Annotated in this window: 12 protein-coding genes; 4 read left to right on the forward strand and 8 right to left on the reverse strand. The window is 69.5% G+C overall.

Features of this window, described 5'->3' with window-relative positions; all coding sequences use genetic code 11:
* Positions 1-15 precede the first annotated feature (15 nt).
* The 4 genes from rplJ (at position 16) to ACGFW5_RS25320 (ending at position 9,138) form a co-directional block, all read left to right on the forward strand.
* On the forward strand, positions 16-546 hold the full coding sequence (gene rplJ, locus ACGFW5_RS25305; protein WP_393836583.1) for a 50S ribosomal protein L10: 531 nt from the start codon (positions 16-18) through the stop codon (positions 544-546).
* A 113-nt stretch (positions 547-659) separates the two neighbouring features.
* Positions 660-1,040: a 50S ribosomal protein L7/L12 gene (gene rplL, locus ACGFW5_RS25310; protein ID WP_393836584.1), complete on the forward strand. Its 381-nt coding sequence runs from the start codon at positions 660-662 to the stop codon at positions 1,038-1,040.
* A gap of 616 nt (positions 1,041-1,656) precedes the next feature.
* A complete protein-coding gene (rpoB, locus tag ACGFW5_RS25315) occupies positions 1,657-5,142 on the forward strand; it encodes a DNA-directed RNA polymerase subunit beta (RefSeq protein WP_267055806.1) in 3,486 nt (1,161 codons plus the stop codon).
* A gap of 96 nt (positions 5,143-5,238) precedes the next feature.
* The gene (locus ACGFW5_RS25320) at positions 5,239-9,138 is read left to right on the forward strand and encodes a DNA-directed RNA polymerase subunit beta' (RefSeq protein ID WP_393836585.1); all 3,900 of its coding nucleotides are present in this window, start codon (positions 5,239-5,241) and stop codon (positions 9,136-9,138) included.
* A 66-nt stretch (positions 9,139-9,204) separates the two neighbouring features.
* Here ACGFW5_RS25320 and ACGFW5_RS25325 read toward each other — a convergent pair whose 3' ends face one another.
* The 8 genes from ACGFW5_RS25325 to ACGFW5_RS25360 form a co-directional block, all read right to left on the reverse strand.
* Positions 9,205-9,468 carry a hypothetical protein gene (locus tag ACGFW5_RS25325; RefSeq protein WP_393836586.1) on the reverse strand — a complete coding sequence of 88 codons (264 nt, stop codon included), beginning with the start codon at positions 9,466-9,468 and terminating at the stop codon, positions 9,205-9,207.
* Positions 9,455-9,697, reverse strand: coding sequence for a hypothetical protein (locus ACGFW5_RS25330; protein ID WP_393836587.1), 243 nt, complete (start codon positions 9,695-9,697; stop codon positions 9,455-9,457). Before ACGFW5_RS25330 ends, ACGFW5_RS25325 begins: the two co-directional genes overlap by 14 nt.
* 64 nt (positions 9,698-9,761) lie before the next feature.
* A complete protein-coding gene (locus ACGFW5_RS25335; protein WP_393836588.1) occupies positions 9,762-10,679 on the reverse strand; it encodes a peptidoglycan-binding protein in 918 nt (305 codons plus the stop codon).
* 122 nt (positions 10,680-10,801) lie between these two features.
* On the reverse strand, positions 10,802-12,253 hold the full coding sequence (locus ACGFW5_RS25340; protein ID WP_393836589.1) for a phage tail protein: 1,452 nt from the start codon (positions 12,251-12,253) through the stop codon (positions 10,802-10,804).
* A gap of 23 nt (positions 12,254-12,276) precedes the next feature.
* On the reverse strand, positions 12,277-12,990 hold the full coding sequence (locus ACGFW5_RS25345; protein WP_393836590.1) for a hypothetical protein: 714 nt from the start codon (positions 12,988-12,990) through the stop codon (positions 12,277-12,279).
* Positions 12,991-14,118, reverse strand: a complete 1,128-nt coding sequence (locus tag ACGFW5_RS25350; RefSeq protein WP_393836591.1) for a hypothetical protein — start codon at positions 14,116-14,118, stop codon at positions 12,991-12,993. It abuts the gene before it with no gap.
* A complete protein-coding gene (locus ACGFW5_RS25355; RefSeq protein WP_393836592.1) occupies positions 14,115-15,239 on the reverse strand; it encodes a hypothetical protein in 1,125 nt (374 codons plus the stop codon). The genes ACGFW5_RS25350 and ACGFW5_RS25355 overlap by 4 nt, the downstream gene beginning before the upstream one ends.
* 47 nt (positions 15,240-15,286) lie before the next feature.
* Complete coding sequence (locus ACGFW5_RS25360; protein WP_393836593.1) at positions 15,287-16,381, reverse strand: phage distal tail protein; 1,095 nt, start codon at positions 16,379-16,381, stop codon at positions 15,287-15,289.
* Positions 16,382-16,384 lie beyond the last annotated feature (3 nt).

The following is a 16,384-nucleotide window of genomic DNA, read 5'->3' on the forward strand; positions in this document are numbered from 1 at the left end:
GGAGGCCGACGCTCTATGGCAAGGCCCGACAAGGCTGCCGCGGTAGCCGAGCTCGCGGACCAGTTCCGCAGCTCGAACGCCGCCGTGCTGACCGAGTACCGGGGTCTCACCGTGGCGCAGCTCAAGACGCTGCGTCGTTCGCTCGGTGAGAACGCCCAGTACGCCGTGGTGAAGAACACGCTGACCAAGATTGCGGCCAACGAGGCCGGGATCACGTCGCTGGACGACCAGTTCACTGGTCCGACGGCGGTTGCCTTCATCACCGGTGACCCGGTGACGTCGGCGAAGGGTCTTCGTGACTTCGCCAAGGAGAACCCGAACCTGATCATCAAGGGCGGTGTCCTTGATGGCAAGGCGCTGTCCGCCGATGAGATCAAGCAGCTCGCGGACCTCGAGTCCCGCGAGGTTCTGCTCAGCAAGCTGGCCGGCGCGTTCAAGGGCAAGCAGTCTCAGGCTGCCTCGCTCTTCCAGGCGCTGCCGTCGAAGTTCGTCCGCACCGCGGAAGCGCTTCGCGTCAAGCTCGCCGAGCAGGGCGGTGCCGAGTAATTCGGCTCGCGCATTGATCGTGGCCCGCTAGGGCGACGGTCGCAGCGGGCCGAACGTACGCCCGCCTACATGTACATCCGGCACCCGCCGAATTAGTGGAAGGATCGCCCATCATGGCGAAGCTCAGCCAGGAAGACCTGCTCGCCCAGTTCGAGGAGATGACCCTCATCGAGCTCTCCGAGTTCGTGAAGGCCTTCGAGGAGAAGTTCGACGTCACCGCCGCCGCGGCCGTCGCCGTTGCCGGCCCCGCGGGCCCCGGCGCCGTTGAGGCCGTCGAGGAGCAGGACGAGTTCGACGTCATCCTCACCGGTGCCGGCGACAAGAAGATCCAGGTCATCAAGGTCGTGCGCGAGCTCACCTCCCTGGGTCTGAAGGAGGCCAAGGACCTCGTCGACGGCGCTCCGAAGCCCGTCCTGGAGAAGGTCGCCAAGGAGGCCGCGGAGAAGGCTGCCGAGTCCCTCAAGGGCGCCGGCGCCTCCGTCGAGGTCAAGTAACACCTCGCGGGTCCCAACGGGTCCCGCACCCGCCCGGCAGGCGCGCTCGCGCGCCGCTGGGCACCGCCAAGGGCGATCACCCATCCGGGTGGTCGCCCTTCGGCGTACCCGCGACGCCTGCCTTGCACGGGGCCCCTCGGGGAGTATGGTGATCTTCGCCGTCTGCTCGGCGAGAACGCAGGCGCAGGCCCCGCAACGGCTCCCGCGGCGATCTCCGGGGAGCGGAGGGGTCTTGACGAACCGCACGCAGCGCGCAATTCTCAGGACGCGTCGTCACAACGATCCGCATCCGAGGCATGGATCGACGGCGAAGAGGGCAGTACTAATCTGCGTCTGCGCGGCGCACGGCCGACCGAGGTACCGAGGTACTTGAGAAGAGCAACGCGGGTGTCGAAAAATCCGCCCTGGACATCAGTGAGCCGAGTGGCTACACTGTCCCTTTGCGCTGCCTGTTAGCTGTCCCCTGCCCGTCACCAGGGGCATGCCCTCGCTTGAGCATCTTTGATGGAACCGCCCCGGCCCGGCCGTCTTCGGTCAGATCGGGAAACGTCTCTCTCTGTGCCCACGTGGGACCGGTACGCGCGTAGTGAGTCCGAGCCCTCGGAAGGACCCCCTCTTGGCCGCCTCGCGCAACGCCTCGACCGCCAATACGAACAACGGCGCCAGCACCGCCCCGCTGCGCATCTCCTTTGCAAAGATCAAGGAGCCTCTTGAGGTTCCGAACCTTCTTGCGCTGCAGACCGAGAGCTTTGACTGGCTGCTCGGCAATGCCGCTTGGAAGTCTCGCGTCGAGGCCGCTCTCGAGAGCGGACAGGACGTCCCCACCAAGTCCGGTCTGGAGGAGATCTTCGAAGAGATCTCTCCGATCGAGGACTTCTCCGGGTCGATGTCCCTGACCTTCCGCGACCACCGCTTCGAGCCGCCGAAGAACTCGATCGACGAGTGCAAGGAGCGCGACTTCACGTTCGCGGCCCCGCTCTTCGTCACCGCCGAGTTCACCAACAACGAGACCGGCGAGATCAAGTCCCAGACGGTCTTCATGGGCGACTTCCCGCTCATGACCAACAAGGGCACCTTCGTCATCAACGGCACCGAGCGTGTCGTCGTGTCGCAGCTGGTCCGCTCGCCGGGTGTCTACTTCGACTCCAACATCGACAAGACGTCCGACAAGGACATCTTCACGGCCAAGATCATCCCGTCCCGGGGTGCCTGGCTCGAGATGGAGATCGACAAGCGCGACATGGTCGGTGTCCGCATCGACCGCAAGCGCAAGCAGTCCGTCACCGTCCTGCTCAAGGCTCTCGGTTGGACGACCGAGCAGATCCTTGAGGAGTTCGGCGAGTACGAGTCGATGCGCGCCACCCTGGAGAAGGACCACACCCAGGGCCAGGACGACGCGCTGCTCGACATCTACCGCAAGCTGCGTCCGGGCGAGCCGCCGACGCGCGAGGCCGCTCAGACGCTGCTCGAGAACCTCTACTTCAACCCCAAGCGCTACGACCTCGCCAAGGTCGGCCGCTACAAGGTGAACAAGAAGCTCGGCGCGGATGAGCCGCTGGACGCCGGCGTGCTCACCACCGACGACGTCATCGCGACCATCAAGTACCTGGTCAAGCTGCACGCCGGTGAGACCGAGACGGTCGGCGAGTCGGGTCGGAACATCGTCGTCGAGACCGACGACATCGACCACTTCGGCAACCGTCGTCTGCGCAACGTCGGCGAGCTCATCCAGAACCAGGTCCGTACGGGTCTGGCTCGTATGGAGCGCGTCGTGCGTGAGCGCATGACGACCCAGGACGTCGAGGCGATCACGCCGCAGACCCTGATCAACATCCGCCCGGTCGTGGCGTCGATCAAGGAATTCTTCGGCACCTCGCAGCTGTCGCAGTTCATGGACCAGAACAACCCGCTGTCGGGTCTCACCCACAAGCGCCGTCTGTCGGCGCTTGGCCCGGGTGGTCTCTCCCGTGAGCGGGCCGGCTTCGAGGTCCGTGACGTGCACCCCTCGCACTACGGCCGCATGTGCCCGATCGAGACCCCGGAAGGCCCGAACATCGGCCTGATCGGTTCGCTCGCCTCGTACGGCCGCGTCAACGCGTTCGGCTTCATCGAGACGCCGTACCGCAAGGTCGTCGACGGCCAGGTCACCGACGAGGTCGACTACGTCACCGCCGACGAGGAGGACCGCTTCGTCATCGCGCAGGCCAACGCCGCGCTCAGTGACGAGATGCGGTTCACCGAGCCGCGCGTCCTGGTCCGCCGTCGTGGCGGCGAGGTCGACTACGTGCCCGGCACCGAGGTCGACTACATGGACGTCTCGCCGCGCCAGATGGTGTCGGTCGCGACCGCCATGATCCCGTTCCTCGAGCACGACGACGCCAACCGTGCCCTCATGGGCGCGAACATGATGCGTCAGGCCGTGCCGCTGATCACGTCCGAGGCGCCGCTCGTCGGCACCGGCATGGAGTACCGCTGCGCGGTCGACGCCGGTGACGTCATCAAGGCGGAGAAGGCGGGTGTCGTCCAGGAGGTCTCCGCGGACTACATCACCGTCGCCAACGACGACGGCACGTACACCACGTACCGGATCGCCAAGTTCTCCCGCTCCAACCAGGGCACCTCGGTCAACCAGAAGGTTGTCGTCGACGAGGGCGCCCGCGTGATCGAGGGCCAGGTCCTGGCCGACGGTCCCGCCACCCGCGAGGGTGAGATGGCGCTGGGCAAGAACCTGCTCGTGGCGTTCATGCCGTGGGAGGGTCACAACTACGAGGACGCGATCATCCTGTCGCAGCGCCTCGTGCAGGACGACGTCCTCTCCTCGATCCACATCGAGGAGCACGAGGTCGACGCCCGTGACACCAAGCTCGGCCCGGAGGAGATCACCCGGGACATCCCGAACGTCTCCGAAGAGGTCCTTGCCGACCTCGACGAGCGCGGCATCATCCGGATCGGTGCCGAGGTCGTCGCCGGCGACATCCTCGTCGGCAAGGTCACGCCCAAGGGTGAGACCGAGCTGACGCCGGAGGAGCGCCTGCTGCGCGCGATCTTCGGTGAGAAGGCCCGCGAGGTGCGTGACACCTCGCTGAAGGTGCCGCACGGCGAGACCGGCAAGGTCATCGGCGTCCGCGTCTTCGACCGTGAAGAGGGCGACGAGCTGCCGCCGGGCGTGAACCAGCTGGTTCGTGTCTACGTGGCGCAGAAGCGCAAGATCACGGACGGCGACAAGCTGGCCGGCCGTCACGGCAACAAGGGTGTCATCTCGAAGATCCTGCCGATCGAGGACATGCCGTTCCTGGAGGACGGCACCCCGGTCGACATCATCCTCAACCCGCTCGGTGTCCCGTCCCGAATGAACCCGGGGCAGGTCCTGGAGATCCACCTCGGCTGGCTCGCCAGCCGCGGCTGGGACGTCTCCGGTCTGGCCGACGACTGGGCGCAGCGCCTTCAGGCGATCGGCGCCGACCAGGTCGCCGCCGGCACCAACGTCGCCACCCCGGTGTTCGACGGCGCCCGCGAGGACGAGATCACCGGCCTCTTCGAGGCCACGATCCCCAACCGCGACGGCGACCGTCTGGTCCAGCCCTCGGGCAAGGCCAACCTGTTCGACGGCCGCTCCGGCGAGCCGTTCCCGGACCCGATCTCGATCGGGTACATGTACATCCTCAAGCTGCACCACCTGGTCGACGACAAGCTCCACGCCCGGTCGACCGGTCCGTACTCGATGATCACCCAGCAGCCGCTGGGTGGTAAGGCCCAGTTCGGTGGCCAGCGCTTCGGTGAGATGGAGGTGTGGGCGCTGGAGGCATATGGCGCCGCGTACGCACTCCAGGAGCTGCTGACCATCAAGTCCGACGACGTGACCGGCCGCGTGAAGGTCTACGAGGCCATCGTCAAGGGCGAGAACATTCCTGAGCCCGGCATTCCCGAGTCCTTCAAGGTGCTCATCAAGGAAATGCAGTCGCTCTGCCTCAACGTGGAGGTGCTGTCCTCGGACGGCATGTCCATCGAGATGCGCGACACGGACGAGGACGTCTTCCGCGCTGCGGAGGAGCTCGGTATCGACCTGTCCCGGCGCGAGCCGAGCAGCGTCGAAGAGGTCTGACGGGTCTGACGGGGGCTCGCTAAGAGCCCCCGTCTTCCCCGGGACCCCCCTCAGACCATCTTGAAGAATCGACCCCGAAAGAGGGATTGACGACAAGTGCTCGACGTCAACTTCTTCGACGAGCTGCGGATCGGCCTCGCCACTGCTGACGACATTCGTCAGTGGTCCCACGGTGAGGTCAAGAAGCCGGAGACCATCAACTACCGCACCCTCAAGCCCGAAAAGGACGGACTCTTCTGCGAGAAGATCTTCGGTCCGACCCGGGACTGGGAGTGCTACTGCGGCAAGTACAAGCGCGTCCGCTTCAAGGGCATCATCTGTGAGCGCTGTGGCGTAGAGGTCACGCGTGCCAAGGTGCGCCGCGAGCGGATGGGCCACATCGAGCTTGCCGCTCCCGTGACCCACATCTGGTACTTCAAGGGCGTCCCGTCGCGTCTTGGCTACCTGCTCGACCTCGCGCCGAAGGACCTCGAAAAGGTCATCTACTTCGCCGCGTACATGATCACGTTCGTGGACGAGGAGCGCCGTACGCGCGACCTGCCGTCGCTGGAGGCGCATGTCTCCGTCGAGCGTCAGCAGATCGAGAACCGCCGCGACTCCGACCTCGAAGCCCGCGCCAAGAAGCTCGAGAGCGACCTGGCCGAGCTTGAGGCCGAGGGTGCCAAGGCCGACGTGCGCCGCAAGGTGCGCGAGGGTGCCGAGCGTGAGATGAAGCAGCTGCGCGACCGTTCGCAGCGCGAGATCGACCGTCTCGACGAGGTGTGGAGCCGCTTCAAGAACCTCAAGGTCCAGGACCTTGAGGGCGACGAGCTGCTCTACCGCGAGCTGCGTGACCGTTTCGGCACGTACTTCGACGGCTCGATGGGTGCCGCTGCGCTGCAGAAGCGCCTGGAGACCTTCGACCTCGACGAGGAGGCCGAGCGCCTCCGCGAGATCATCCGCACCGGCAAGGGCCAGAAGAAGACCCGTGCGCTCAAGCGCCTCAAGGTCGTCTCCGCGTTCCTTCAGACCAGCAACAGCCCCAAGGGCATGGTGCTGGACTGCGTGCCGGTCATCCCGCCGGACCTGCGTCCGATGGTGCAGCTGGACGGTGGCCGCTTCGCGACCTCCGACCTGAACGACCTGTACCGCCGCGTGATCAACCGCAACAACCGCCTGAAGCGACTCCTTGACCTCGGCGCCCCCGAGATCATCGTGAACAACGAGAAGCGCATGCTTCAGGAGGCCGTCGACGCGCTCTTCGACAACGGCCGTCGTGGTCGCCCGGTCACGGGCCCCGGCAACCGTCCGCTGAAGTCGCTGTCCGACATGCTCAAGGGCAAGCAGGGCCGCTTCCGTCAGAACCTGCTCGGCAAGCGTGTGGACTACTCCGCGCGTTCCGTCATCGTCGTCGGCCCGCAGCTCAAGCTGCACCAGTGCGGTCTGCCGAAGGCCATGGCGCTTGAGCTCTTCAAGCCGTTCGTGATGAAGCGCCTGGTCGACCTGAACCACGCGCAGAACATCAAGAGCGCCAAGCGGATGGTCGAGCGCGGCCGCACGGTCGTGTACGACGTCCTCGAAGAGGTCATCGCCGAGCACCCGGTTCTGCTGAACCGTGCGCCCACGCTGCACCGCCTCGGCATCCAGGCCTTCGAGCCCCAGCTGGTCGAGGGCAAGGCCATCCAGATCCACCCGCTCGTCTGCACCGCGTTCAACGCGGACTTCGACGGTGACCAGATGGCCGTCCACCTGCCGCTCTCCGCGGAGGCGCAGGCCGAGGCCCGCATCCTGATGCTGTCCTCGAACAACATCCTGAAGCCGGCCGACGGTCGCCCCGTCACCATGCCGACCCAGGACATGGTGCTCGGCCTCTTCTTCCTCACCACGGACGAGGAGGAGCGCGAGGTGAAGGGCGCCGGCCGCGCCTTCAACTCGACCGCCGAGGCGATCATGGCGTTCGACGCCCGGGAGCTCTCGCTCCAGGCGAAGATCGACATCCGCTTCCCGATCGGCACCGTCCCGCCGCGTGGCTGGACCCCGCCGCTCGACGAGGACGGCGAGACGACCTGGCAGCAGGGCGACTCGTTCCGTCTGCGGACCTCCCTCGGCCGCGCGCTCTTCAACGAGCTGCTGCCCGAGGACTACCCGTTCGTCGACTACTCGGTCGGCAAGAAGCAGCTCTCCGAGATCGTCAACGACCTCGCCGAGCGCTACCCCAAGGTCATCGTGGCGGCGACGCTCGACAACCTGAAGGCGGCAGGCTTCTTCTGGGCGACCCGTTCCGGCGTCACCGTCGCCGTCTCGGACATCGTCGTCCCGGAGGCCAAGAAGGCCATCGTCCAGGGCTACGAGGCCCAGGACGAGAAGGTGCAGAAGCAGTACGAGCGCGGCCTGATCACCAAGGACGAGCGCACGCAGGAGCTCATCGCGATCTGGACCAAGGCGACCAACGAGGTTGCCGAGGCGATGAACGCGAACTTCCCCAAGACGAACCCCATCTTCATGATGGTTGACTCGGGTGCCCGAGGAAACATGATGCAGATGCGTCAGATCGCCGGTATGCGTGGTCTGGTGTCGAACGCGAAGAACGAGACCATCCCGCGTCCGATCAAGGCGTCCTTCCGCGAGGGCCTGACCGTTCTGGAGTACTTCATCTCCACGCACGGTGCCCGTAAGGGTCTGGCGGACACCGCCCTGCGTACCGCCGACTCGGGTTACCTGACCCGTCGTCTGGTGGACGTCTCGCAGGACGTCATCATCCGCGAGGAGGACTGCGGCACCGACCGCGGCCTCAAGCTCAAGATCGCGGAGCGGGGCGCCGACGGCGTGCTGCGCAAGACCGAGGACGTCGAGACCTCCGTCTACGCCCGCATGCTCGCCGAGGACGTCGTCGTCGACGGCAAGGTCATCGCGCCGGCCAACGTGGACCTCGGTGACGTGCTCATCGACGCCCTCGTGGGTGCGGGTGTCGAGGAGGTCAAGACCCGCTCGGTCCTGACCTGTGAGTCCGCGGTCGGCACCTGTGCCTTCTGCTACGGACGCTCGCTCGCCACCGGCAAGCTGGTCGACATCGGTGAGGCGGTCGGCATCATCGCCGCCCAGTCCATCGGTGAGCCCGGTACCCAGCTGACGATGCGTACCTTCCACACCGGTGGTGTGGCCGGTGACGACATCACGCAGGGTCTGCCGCGTGTCGTCGAGCTCTTCGAGGCCCGTACGCCCAAGGGTGTCGCGCCGATCTCGGAGGCCAGGGGCCGCGTCCGCATCGAGGAGACCGAGAAGACCAAGAAGCTCGTCGTCACCCCGGACGACGGCAGCGAGGAGACGGCGTTCCCGATCTCCAAGCGTGCCCGTCTCCTGGTCGGCGAGGGCGACGCGGTCGAGGTGGGCCAGAAGCTCACCGTCGGTGCCACCAACCCGCACGACGTGCTGCGGATCCTCGGTCAGCGTGCGGTCCAGGTGCACCTGGTCGGCGAAGTCCAGAAGGTCTACAACAGCCAGGGCGTGTCGATCCACGACAAGCACATCGAGATCATCATCCGGCAGATGCTGCGCCGCGTGACGATCATCGAGTCCGGCGACGCGGAGCTGCTGCCGGGCGAGCTCGTCGAGCGCTCGAAGTTCGAGACCGAGAACCGTCGTGTGGTCACGGAAGGCGGCCACCCGGCCTCCGGCCGTCCGCAGCTGATGGGTATCACCAAGGCCTCGCTGGCGACGGAATCCTGGCTGTCGGCCGCCTCCTTCCAGGAGACGACCCGAGTCCTGACGGATGCGGCGATCAACGCCAAGTCCGACAGCCTCATCGGCCTCAAGGAGAACGTCATCATCGGTAAGCTCATCCCGGCCGGTACGGGTCTGTCCCGCTACCGCAACATCCGGGTCGAGCCCACCGAAGAGGCCAAGGCCGCGATGTACTCGGCCGTCGGCTACGACGACATCGACTACTCGCCGTTCGGCACCGGCTCCGGCCAGGCCGTTCCGCTGGAGGACTACGACTACGGTCCGTACAACCAGTAAGGCGTACGTCTGACGTACTGAAGGGCGCCCACTCCGCTTCGCGCGGGGTGGGCGCCCTTCGGGTTTTCAGTGGGCCGCCACCTGCCACAGGGCCACGGCGGTGCCCGTCACTGCGGTGAGCGCGGCGATGCTCGCCACCGGCCAGCGGGAACGCTCCAAAGCGTCAAGCCGTGCCTCGTGGTCGGCGAGCTGGCGGTCGGTCTGGTCACTGCGCTGGACGAGCAGGGCCAGCGCCCCGTCGACCCGGGCGAAACCGGCCTCCAGGGTGCCGCGCAGGCGCTCAAGCTCCACCGCGACCGCGACCGGGTCGTTCTGATCAGACTCGGCCATCGGCGGCACCCGTGTCATCGCCCTCGGTGCTCAGCCATCCCGGCAGCAGGGCCTGGACGCGGGGCAGGGCCATGACACGGGCCAGGCCGCCGGCCACGGCCAGCGCTCCGGCGATCCAGGGCAGGTCGGCGGGCAGACCGGACGCGTCCACGAGTGCGGGCAGCGCGACGGCCAGGGCGACGGCGGTCTGTACGACGGTGCGCAGGGTGCGCTTGGCGGCTTCGGACATGAGGGTTCTCTTTTCCTGGGAGGGGGCGGGGAGGGGGAGCTGCGGGCTCGGGCGGCGGTGCGGGTCAGCCGGTGTAGGGGACCTTCAGCGCCTCCCAGGAGGTGCGGCCCGGCACGCCGTCGGCGTCCGCGCCCTGGAAGCCGAGCTTGCGCTGCCAGCGGGCGTAGGAGTCGCGGTCGGCGCCGGTCCAGCGCGGGCCCGGGCCCTCGGAGTACGCGGAGCAGCCCTCGGCGACGAGCCGTCGGCCCATCGCGGTGATCACCGCGGAGTCGGTGCCCTCGGCGAAGAAGCCGGCGCCGGGGAACGGCTGGTAGCCGCGCGAACCCATCGCGTCGTGGACGCTCGCGGGCCGGTAGACGGTGGGGCCGGACGCGAGCCGGGCGGCGACGCGCGAGCGCATCGAGGGCATGGTGAAACCGCGCGGGTCGTTCTTCCAGTCCGACCACTCCAGGTGGCCGATGACACTCTTCGCGGACCAGCCGTGCACCCGGCACAGCGCGGTGGCGACCCGCTCGATGGCGTCCAGCTGGGCGTCGGGCCAGGGGTCGGCGCCGTCGCCGAGGTTGATGCACTCGAAGCCGTAGAAGTGGGCGTTGCCGTCGACCGCGCCGGCACTGCCCTCGTGCTCATGGGTGGCCGGGGGCCGGTCGCCGTAGTCCTCGGAGATGACGGCGTTCAGGACGGCGGGGTCGCCGCCGCCCGCGTGGTTGGCGCGGCCGTTGCCCACCAGGTGGACGGTGCCGTCCTTGGCGATCACGCCGTGGCAGAGCGGGCCGGGGAGCTCGGCGTAGCCGTCGTAGCACAGCCGCACCGAGGCGTCGGTGCCGCTGCTCACCGTGTGGTGGACGATGACGCCGTTCACCGGGCCCCAGGCGCCCTTCTGGTTGCGGTTGTGCTCGCGCCAGCCGTCGACCTCGACGACATTGACGCCTTCGGCGCGCAGGGCGGCGACAAAGGCGTCCGCGGTCAGGGGAGTTGACATGGTGGGTGGTCCCTTCGGTGGGGGTGTGAAGCGCGACGGCCCCCCGCGCCGGAGCGCGGGGGGCCGTCACAGGGGAGAACAGAGGAGAGGAGAACAGGGGAGAGGAGGGGGAGCGGCGCCGGTCAGGCGACGGCCGCCCACAGGGCGTTGGTGTCGTTGACGACGGTCTTGGGTGCGAAGCTCGTCGGCAGGGCGGCCTGGCCCGTGGCGGGCAGCCGGCCGTAGCGGGCGAAAGCGTTGGGCATCCGGGCGGCGCCGGCCGGCCGGTCGCCGGCTCCCGCGGCCATGGCGAACGCGGGGCCCTTGGTCGGCTCGGTGGGGCCGTTGATCAACAGGGCGACCCAGTAGTTGCCGGCCGGCGCGTCATACGCCTTGGTCAGCGGGCACACCGCGGTGGCACTGTCCTTGATCACGTCCTTGAGTGACCCGGTCAGCCCGACCCGGGTGCCGTTGGCGTCGTACAGGCCGGCGTAGGTCGCCTCGCTGAGGGTGCCGCCGACGTATCCGGTGCAGTAGAAGACCACGTTGTTGAGGGTGGCGGGCGTCGTGAGGCGGATGCCCATCAGATAGACCGAGCCGGCGCCGCAGTACTGCGAGCGGGTGCCGGACGTCGTCGCGGGATCGAAGCCCCATGCCTTGAAGCCCACGTCGGCGGGGGCCCAGCTGCCGGGGGTGGCGACGGCGTCCACGTAGTCCTTGCGCGTCAGATGGGCCGCGGCGGTGGGTGCGGCGCCCGACGCGGGGACGGCCGTGAAGGTCTTCGCCCCGTCGATGCTCTGCGCGCCGGTCACCAGGACCGCCGCGTTCAGCGGGGCCGCCCCGAGCGAGGCGGCGTCCAGGACCACCTTGCCGGTGCGGTCGTTGACGGACAGCACCGGAAGGCCCTCGGGACGTACGTAGCGCAGGTCGGCGGCCGCCTGGTCGAGCGCGCTGACGTCGGCCGCACTCAGCACGACCACGCCCTTCTTGCCGTTCACCGACGACACCGGGTCGACGGCGCCCGGCGGCAGCTGCGCCGCGGGGACCCGCCCGGCCGCGTCCAGCGCGGCCACCCCGTTCGGGGCGCCGACCGACGCCGCGGGGACCGCCTGCACGTCGGCGGGTGACAGGACGATGTCGGCGGTGTTCCTGCCGTTCACGCTCCGTACGACGCCGGGGGCGCCCGCGGGACCGGCCGGGCCCTGCGCGCCGGGCGCCCCGGGAGGCCCGGGCACCGCGACGTACTCCGGTGCCTTCGGGTCGGCGGGCGCGAGGTCGGCCAGGTCGACCGTGGGCCGCGCGGCCGGCAGGACGATGTTGTACGTGCGGTTGGCGGGCAGCCCGGAAAGCTGCTCGGTGACGGTGTACTGCCAGGTCACCGGGTTCATGCCCGGGGCATCGGTGGCCGGCAGCACCGCGTTGATGCGGCCGTCGGCGTCCAGCGGGGCGACGATCGGGCCGCCCAGGATGACGTCGCTGCCGGTGTGGGTGAGCAGGGTGGGAGCGCTGAAGGTGACGGTGCCGTTCAGGGCGACGCCCGCCGGGGTGAGATAGCGGGCGGTGACGGTCACCGTGGGAATGGTGGTGGGCAACACGGGATGGCTCCTAGAGCTGGGGATCAGGACTTGACGCCGTACAGCGCGCGGGGCGAGCAGCGCACGGTGGCGCCGGCGGCGGTGGCCCTGGCCTGCACCAGGAAGGTCACCGGGCTGTCGTAGGCGACTGTGACGGGGGCGGTGAACTCCAGCGTTCCGGCGCTGCTCGGGCCCACCTGGACACCGTTGACGAGCAGCCGGACCTCGCCGCCCTGGGTCGCTGCGACCAGGCAGTACAGCTGGGGGTGCTGGACGATCGCGTTGCCGTTGTAGAGGGTGGTCCACTCGGTGGCGGCGGTCGACTCCCAGTGGCCCGTGTCCTCGGGCGTGGGCAGCGGATAGGGGATGTAGGGGCGGGCCAGGCCCTCGCCGCCGGTGTCGTCGCCGAACAGGGCGTTGCCCTTGCGGTCGAAGACCTTCACCGACTGGTTGGGCTGGAGGTCGGGCGCGTCGGCGTGCACGGTGAGCGCCTTGGAGCCGTCGTCGCGCCGCACGAAGAAGCCCTGCTGTTCCTCGCCGCCCGGCCGGGACGGCGAGACCTGCCCGATGTACAGGAGCTCGGCGCCCTTCTGCTCGTCGCGGTTGCGGACGGCCAGCTGCCCGCCGTCGCTGATGACGACGTTGCCGCCGCTGATCCGGTCCATGGCGGGCCGGGTGTTGGCGCTGCCCATCAGGGCGCGTACCTGGCGTTCCAGGGCGCGGATGCGGTCGAGGAGGTCGGTGGGGATCGCGGCCATCTAGGCGTCCTCCAGTTCCAGATAGAGCTTGGCGGTCTCGCCGCTGCCGCGGCCCGGCGGTGTCACGGTCAGGCCGACCACCCGGTAGCGCGGGTCGGTGCCGTCGGGGTGCCAGCCGTCGCGGATGCGCAGCAGCACCGACGCGCCGATGAGGGCGGGGGAGATGCGGCCGTCCACCCGGATGGTCACCTCGGGGATGATCTGCGGGCGCCGGGCGCGGGAGAGTTCGGCCCGGGCCAGGCTGTTGAGCACCGCCCGGTCCGAGATGCCGCTGTGGTCCGACGACCCTTCGAGGCGGGGCCAGCCCGCGTCCAGGTCGTCGGCGGCGACCGCGGCGTCCGACATCTCGGGCAGCGACGCCGCGGCGTTGTTGTTGTTGGCCGTCTCGCCGCGGGCCAGCCACACATTGGCCTGCACGGTCGAATCGGTCGGCAGGCTGTAGGTGATGACGGGCCCGGGCCGGTCGAGCACGATGGGTACCGCACCGGTACGGATCGTGGGGTGGCCCAGCTGGAGCTTCTTGACCCGGGCGCCCGTCGCGGAGTCGCGGTAGCACTGGACGCGCCACTCGAAGCCGTCCTGAAGGGCGCCCAGCGCGTCGATCAGCTCCCGGACCCGGGCCAGGTCGGTCCGGGTGTACGAGGCGCTGCCGGTCACCCCCGAGGCGCGGTCGTCCATGGTGATGCCGATGTCACCGCCGGGCTGTTCCTGTACGTGCCGCACCAGGGCGCGGACCATGTCGAACTGGTCGGTGCCGGCCGGGAAGGACAGGTCCGTGGAGAGGATGCGGTGGTCGAGGTAGGAGTCGAAGGTGCCGGCCTGGATCTCCACGTCGAGCCGGCCGCGCTCGTCGCCGGCCGGCGTGCACGTCCACAGGATGCCGCCCCACCAGATGTCGGAGCCGCGCTCCAGCCAGACCGCGGTGCGGCCCGGCCGCAGCGCCTCGCGGGCCCGGCGTGCCAGCGCCGCATCGGGCAGCGGCACGGTGGCGCGCAGCTGGCCGGGCTTGCCGATGAAGTCGTCGAACTCGACCTCGGTGAGCGGCAGCGTGTCGATGACCCGGTCGGTGCGCAGATCGCAGAACAGGGCGCGGTAGGTGACCGTGCCCGTCGGGGTCACCGGGTTCACGGTGCGACCTCGTAGGTGCCCCACACCTCGTACCAGCTGCCGGCCACCGGCGTCATCGGGTCGTCGGCGTCGACCCACACTCCGGTGGGCTTGCCGTTGGCCTGGATGGTCGACCAGTTCCGCGCCACACCGTTGGGGTGGTAGACGGTGCTGGTCTCGGCGCCGCCGTAGAAGTAGCCGCCGGGGTCGCCGCCGGTGCGGGCGCGGAAGTTGACGGTCAGTCCGTGCGGGCCCGCCGGGCGGACCGGCAGGCTGAGGTACCAGTTGCCGTTCTTGTTGGGGCCGCCCCAGTCGGTGGTGGAGCCGATGTTCAGCGCGGCCTGGAAGTGCACCATGGGGCCGTCCTTGATGTACCGGCCCCACAGCGAGCCGTTGCCGAGCTTGGGCACGGGAGCGCCGGCGGTGGCCTGGCCCCAGGCGGGGGTGTAGTCCTGCCAGACCGCACGCGGCTCGGGGTAGGGACGCCACTCCGTGCCGCTCCAGCGCTCCAGGCTGCCGCCGTTGTCGCGGTACTGGCCCGGGTAGGAGCCGCGGTAGGCGGCGCCGCCCGCCGGGATGATGCCGCCGACCGCCGCGGTGGGCCGGCGCAGGTCCTTGACGGCGGTGGCCCAGTCGATGCCGCCGCTGCCCGACGAGGTACCGGCCGGCACCCTCACCTCGGCCAGCGCGAGCGCCGCGGGCGGCACCTGGGGGGCGACCGGCGAGGCGGCGTACTCGCCCTGGATGACCTCAAGGACGGCGGCGGTCGTGCCGCCGTTGTCCTTCGGGTCGTCGTACACCCGCACCACCACGAGGTCGACGCGGGGCAGCCCCGGGTCGCCGTCGAGGAAGGTCAGGCTCGTGTACTCCGCTATGTAGACGGGGTAGGCGCCCGCGCCGGCGCCCCCCTGGACGACGGCCCGGCCCGGCGCCACGAGCGCGCTCATGCCCGCCTTGTCGCCGTAGACGTACAGCCCTGCCATGAGGAACTGGCCCTCGGGAGAGCCGGGGATGACGCCACCGTGGGTGGCGAGCGGCCCGTCGGGGGCCATGGTGCCGATCGGGGCGAGCCGGGTGTCGAGCCGGGTCTGTCCGCCGTTGCCGTCGGTGCTGTTGAGCAGCCAGGCACTGCCGATGTTCATGCGATCTCCAAGGGGGTGTACGGGTGGTGGGGTGCGGCGGGCGCGGCCTACCAGTTCGCGTCGCGCCAGGTGACCGTCGCCGAGGGCTGCGGCTGGTCCGCCGCGGGGGCGCCGGTCCCGGAGGCGCACCGGAAGCTGAGCGTGTTCTGGCCGGGCTCCAGCTGGAAGAGCTGTTCCGGCGTCGACCAGACCGATGCGGTGTGGATGCGCGAGGTGGTGCCGTTGAGCAGGACGGTGCCGGCGCCGGTGTCGACGGTGAGCACGTCGGACGCGGCCAGCACGATGTCGTACTCCAGGCGCAGCCCGTCGCTGAGCCGGGTCAGGGACGGTCCGCTGACCGGGCCGCGGAACTCGATGACCGGGTTGGCGGAGGCGTCGCCCCCGTTGAAGGCGGTGACGAGCCCGGTGGAACGTGCGGTGCCCCAGCCGAGCGGCCAGGTGAGGCCGGGTGCGGCGGGCGCGGGATCGGTGGGTGCCGGGCCGGTGGGTGCCGGGCCGGCCGCGGTGGCGAGCGGGCTCGGGCCCGGCACCGGGCCGCCGCCGGGACGGGTCTCGTGGTCCGGGGTGGGCGGCGGCTGGTTCGGGTCGGGCTTCTGCGCGGGCGGACGCTCCCACGTCAGACCCGTCTCGGGGGAGGGGAGACCGGTGTGGACGGACTGCACGGCGAGCGCGAACCTGCGCGGGTCGGCGCAGACCCACTGCACGGTCGCCTTCGCCGCGCCCCGGGTGACGTACATCCGGTCGTGCGGGATGGCGCGCTGGCTGACCCGGGCGAGGCAGGCCAGCGTCTCGCCGTGCAGCCGCACCGCGAGCCACTGCTCGCCGACGTGCACCGAGGTCGCCGCGCGGAAGCGCCGCGCCACGGCGGCCGCCTGGTCGCGCTGGTCGGGCAGCAGCCAGATGGGAGCCGTGATGATGCGGGCCTGGGCCCACTGGGCCCCCGGCCAGGCGCCGTGCTGATCGGGCCGCAGCACGTCGCCGCTGTCGAGGCCGGGCAGGTCGGCCCAGCCGGTGAGGCCGCCGTCGGCGATCTCGTAGTCCGTGCCGGGCCCGAAAAGAAGTCCGGCCCACTGGATCTGCCCGTCGCGGGTGATCAGTGAGCCGGGAGGTTCGGTCGTATTGGTCAACTGTGCTGGGGGCATGGG

The sequence above is a fragment of the Streptomyces sp. NPDC048416 genome (genome assembly GCF_043200435.1).
In the GTDB taxonomy this organism is placed as follows: domain Bacteria; phylum Actinomycetota; class Actinomycetes; order Streptomycetales; family Streptomycetaceae; genus Streptomyces.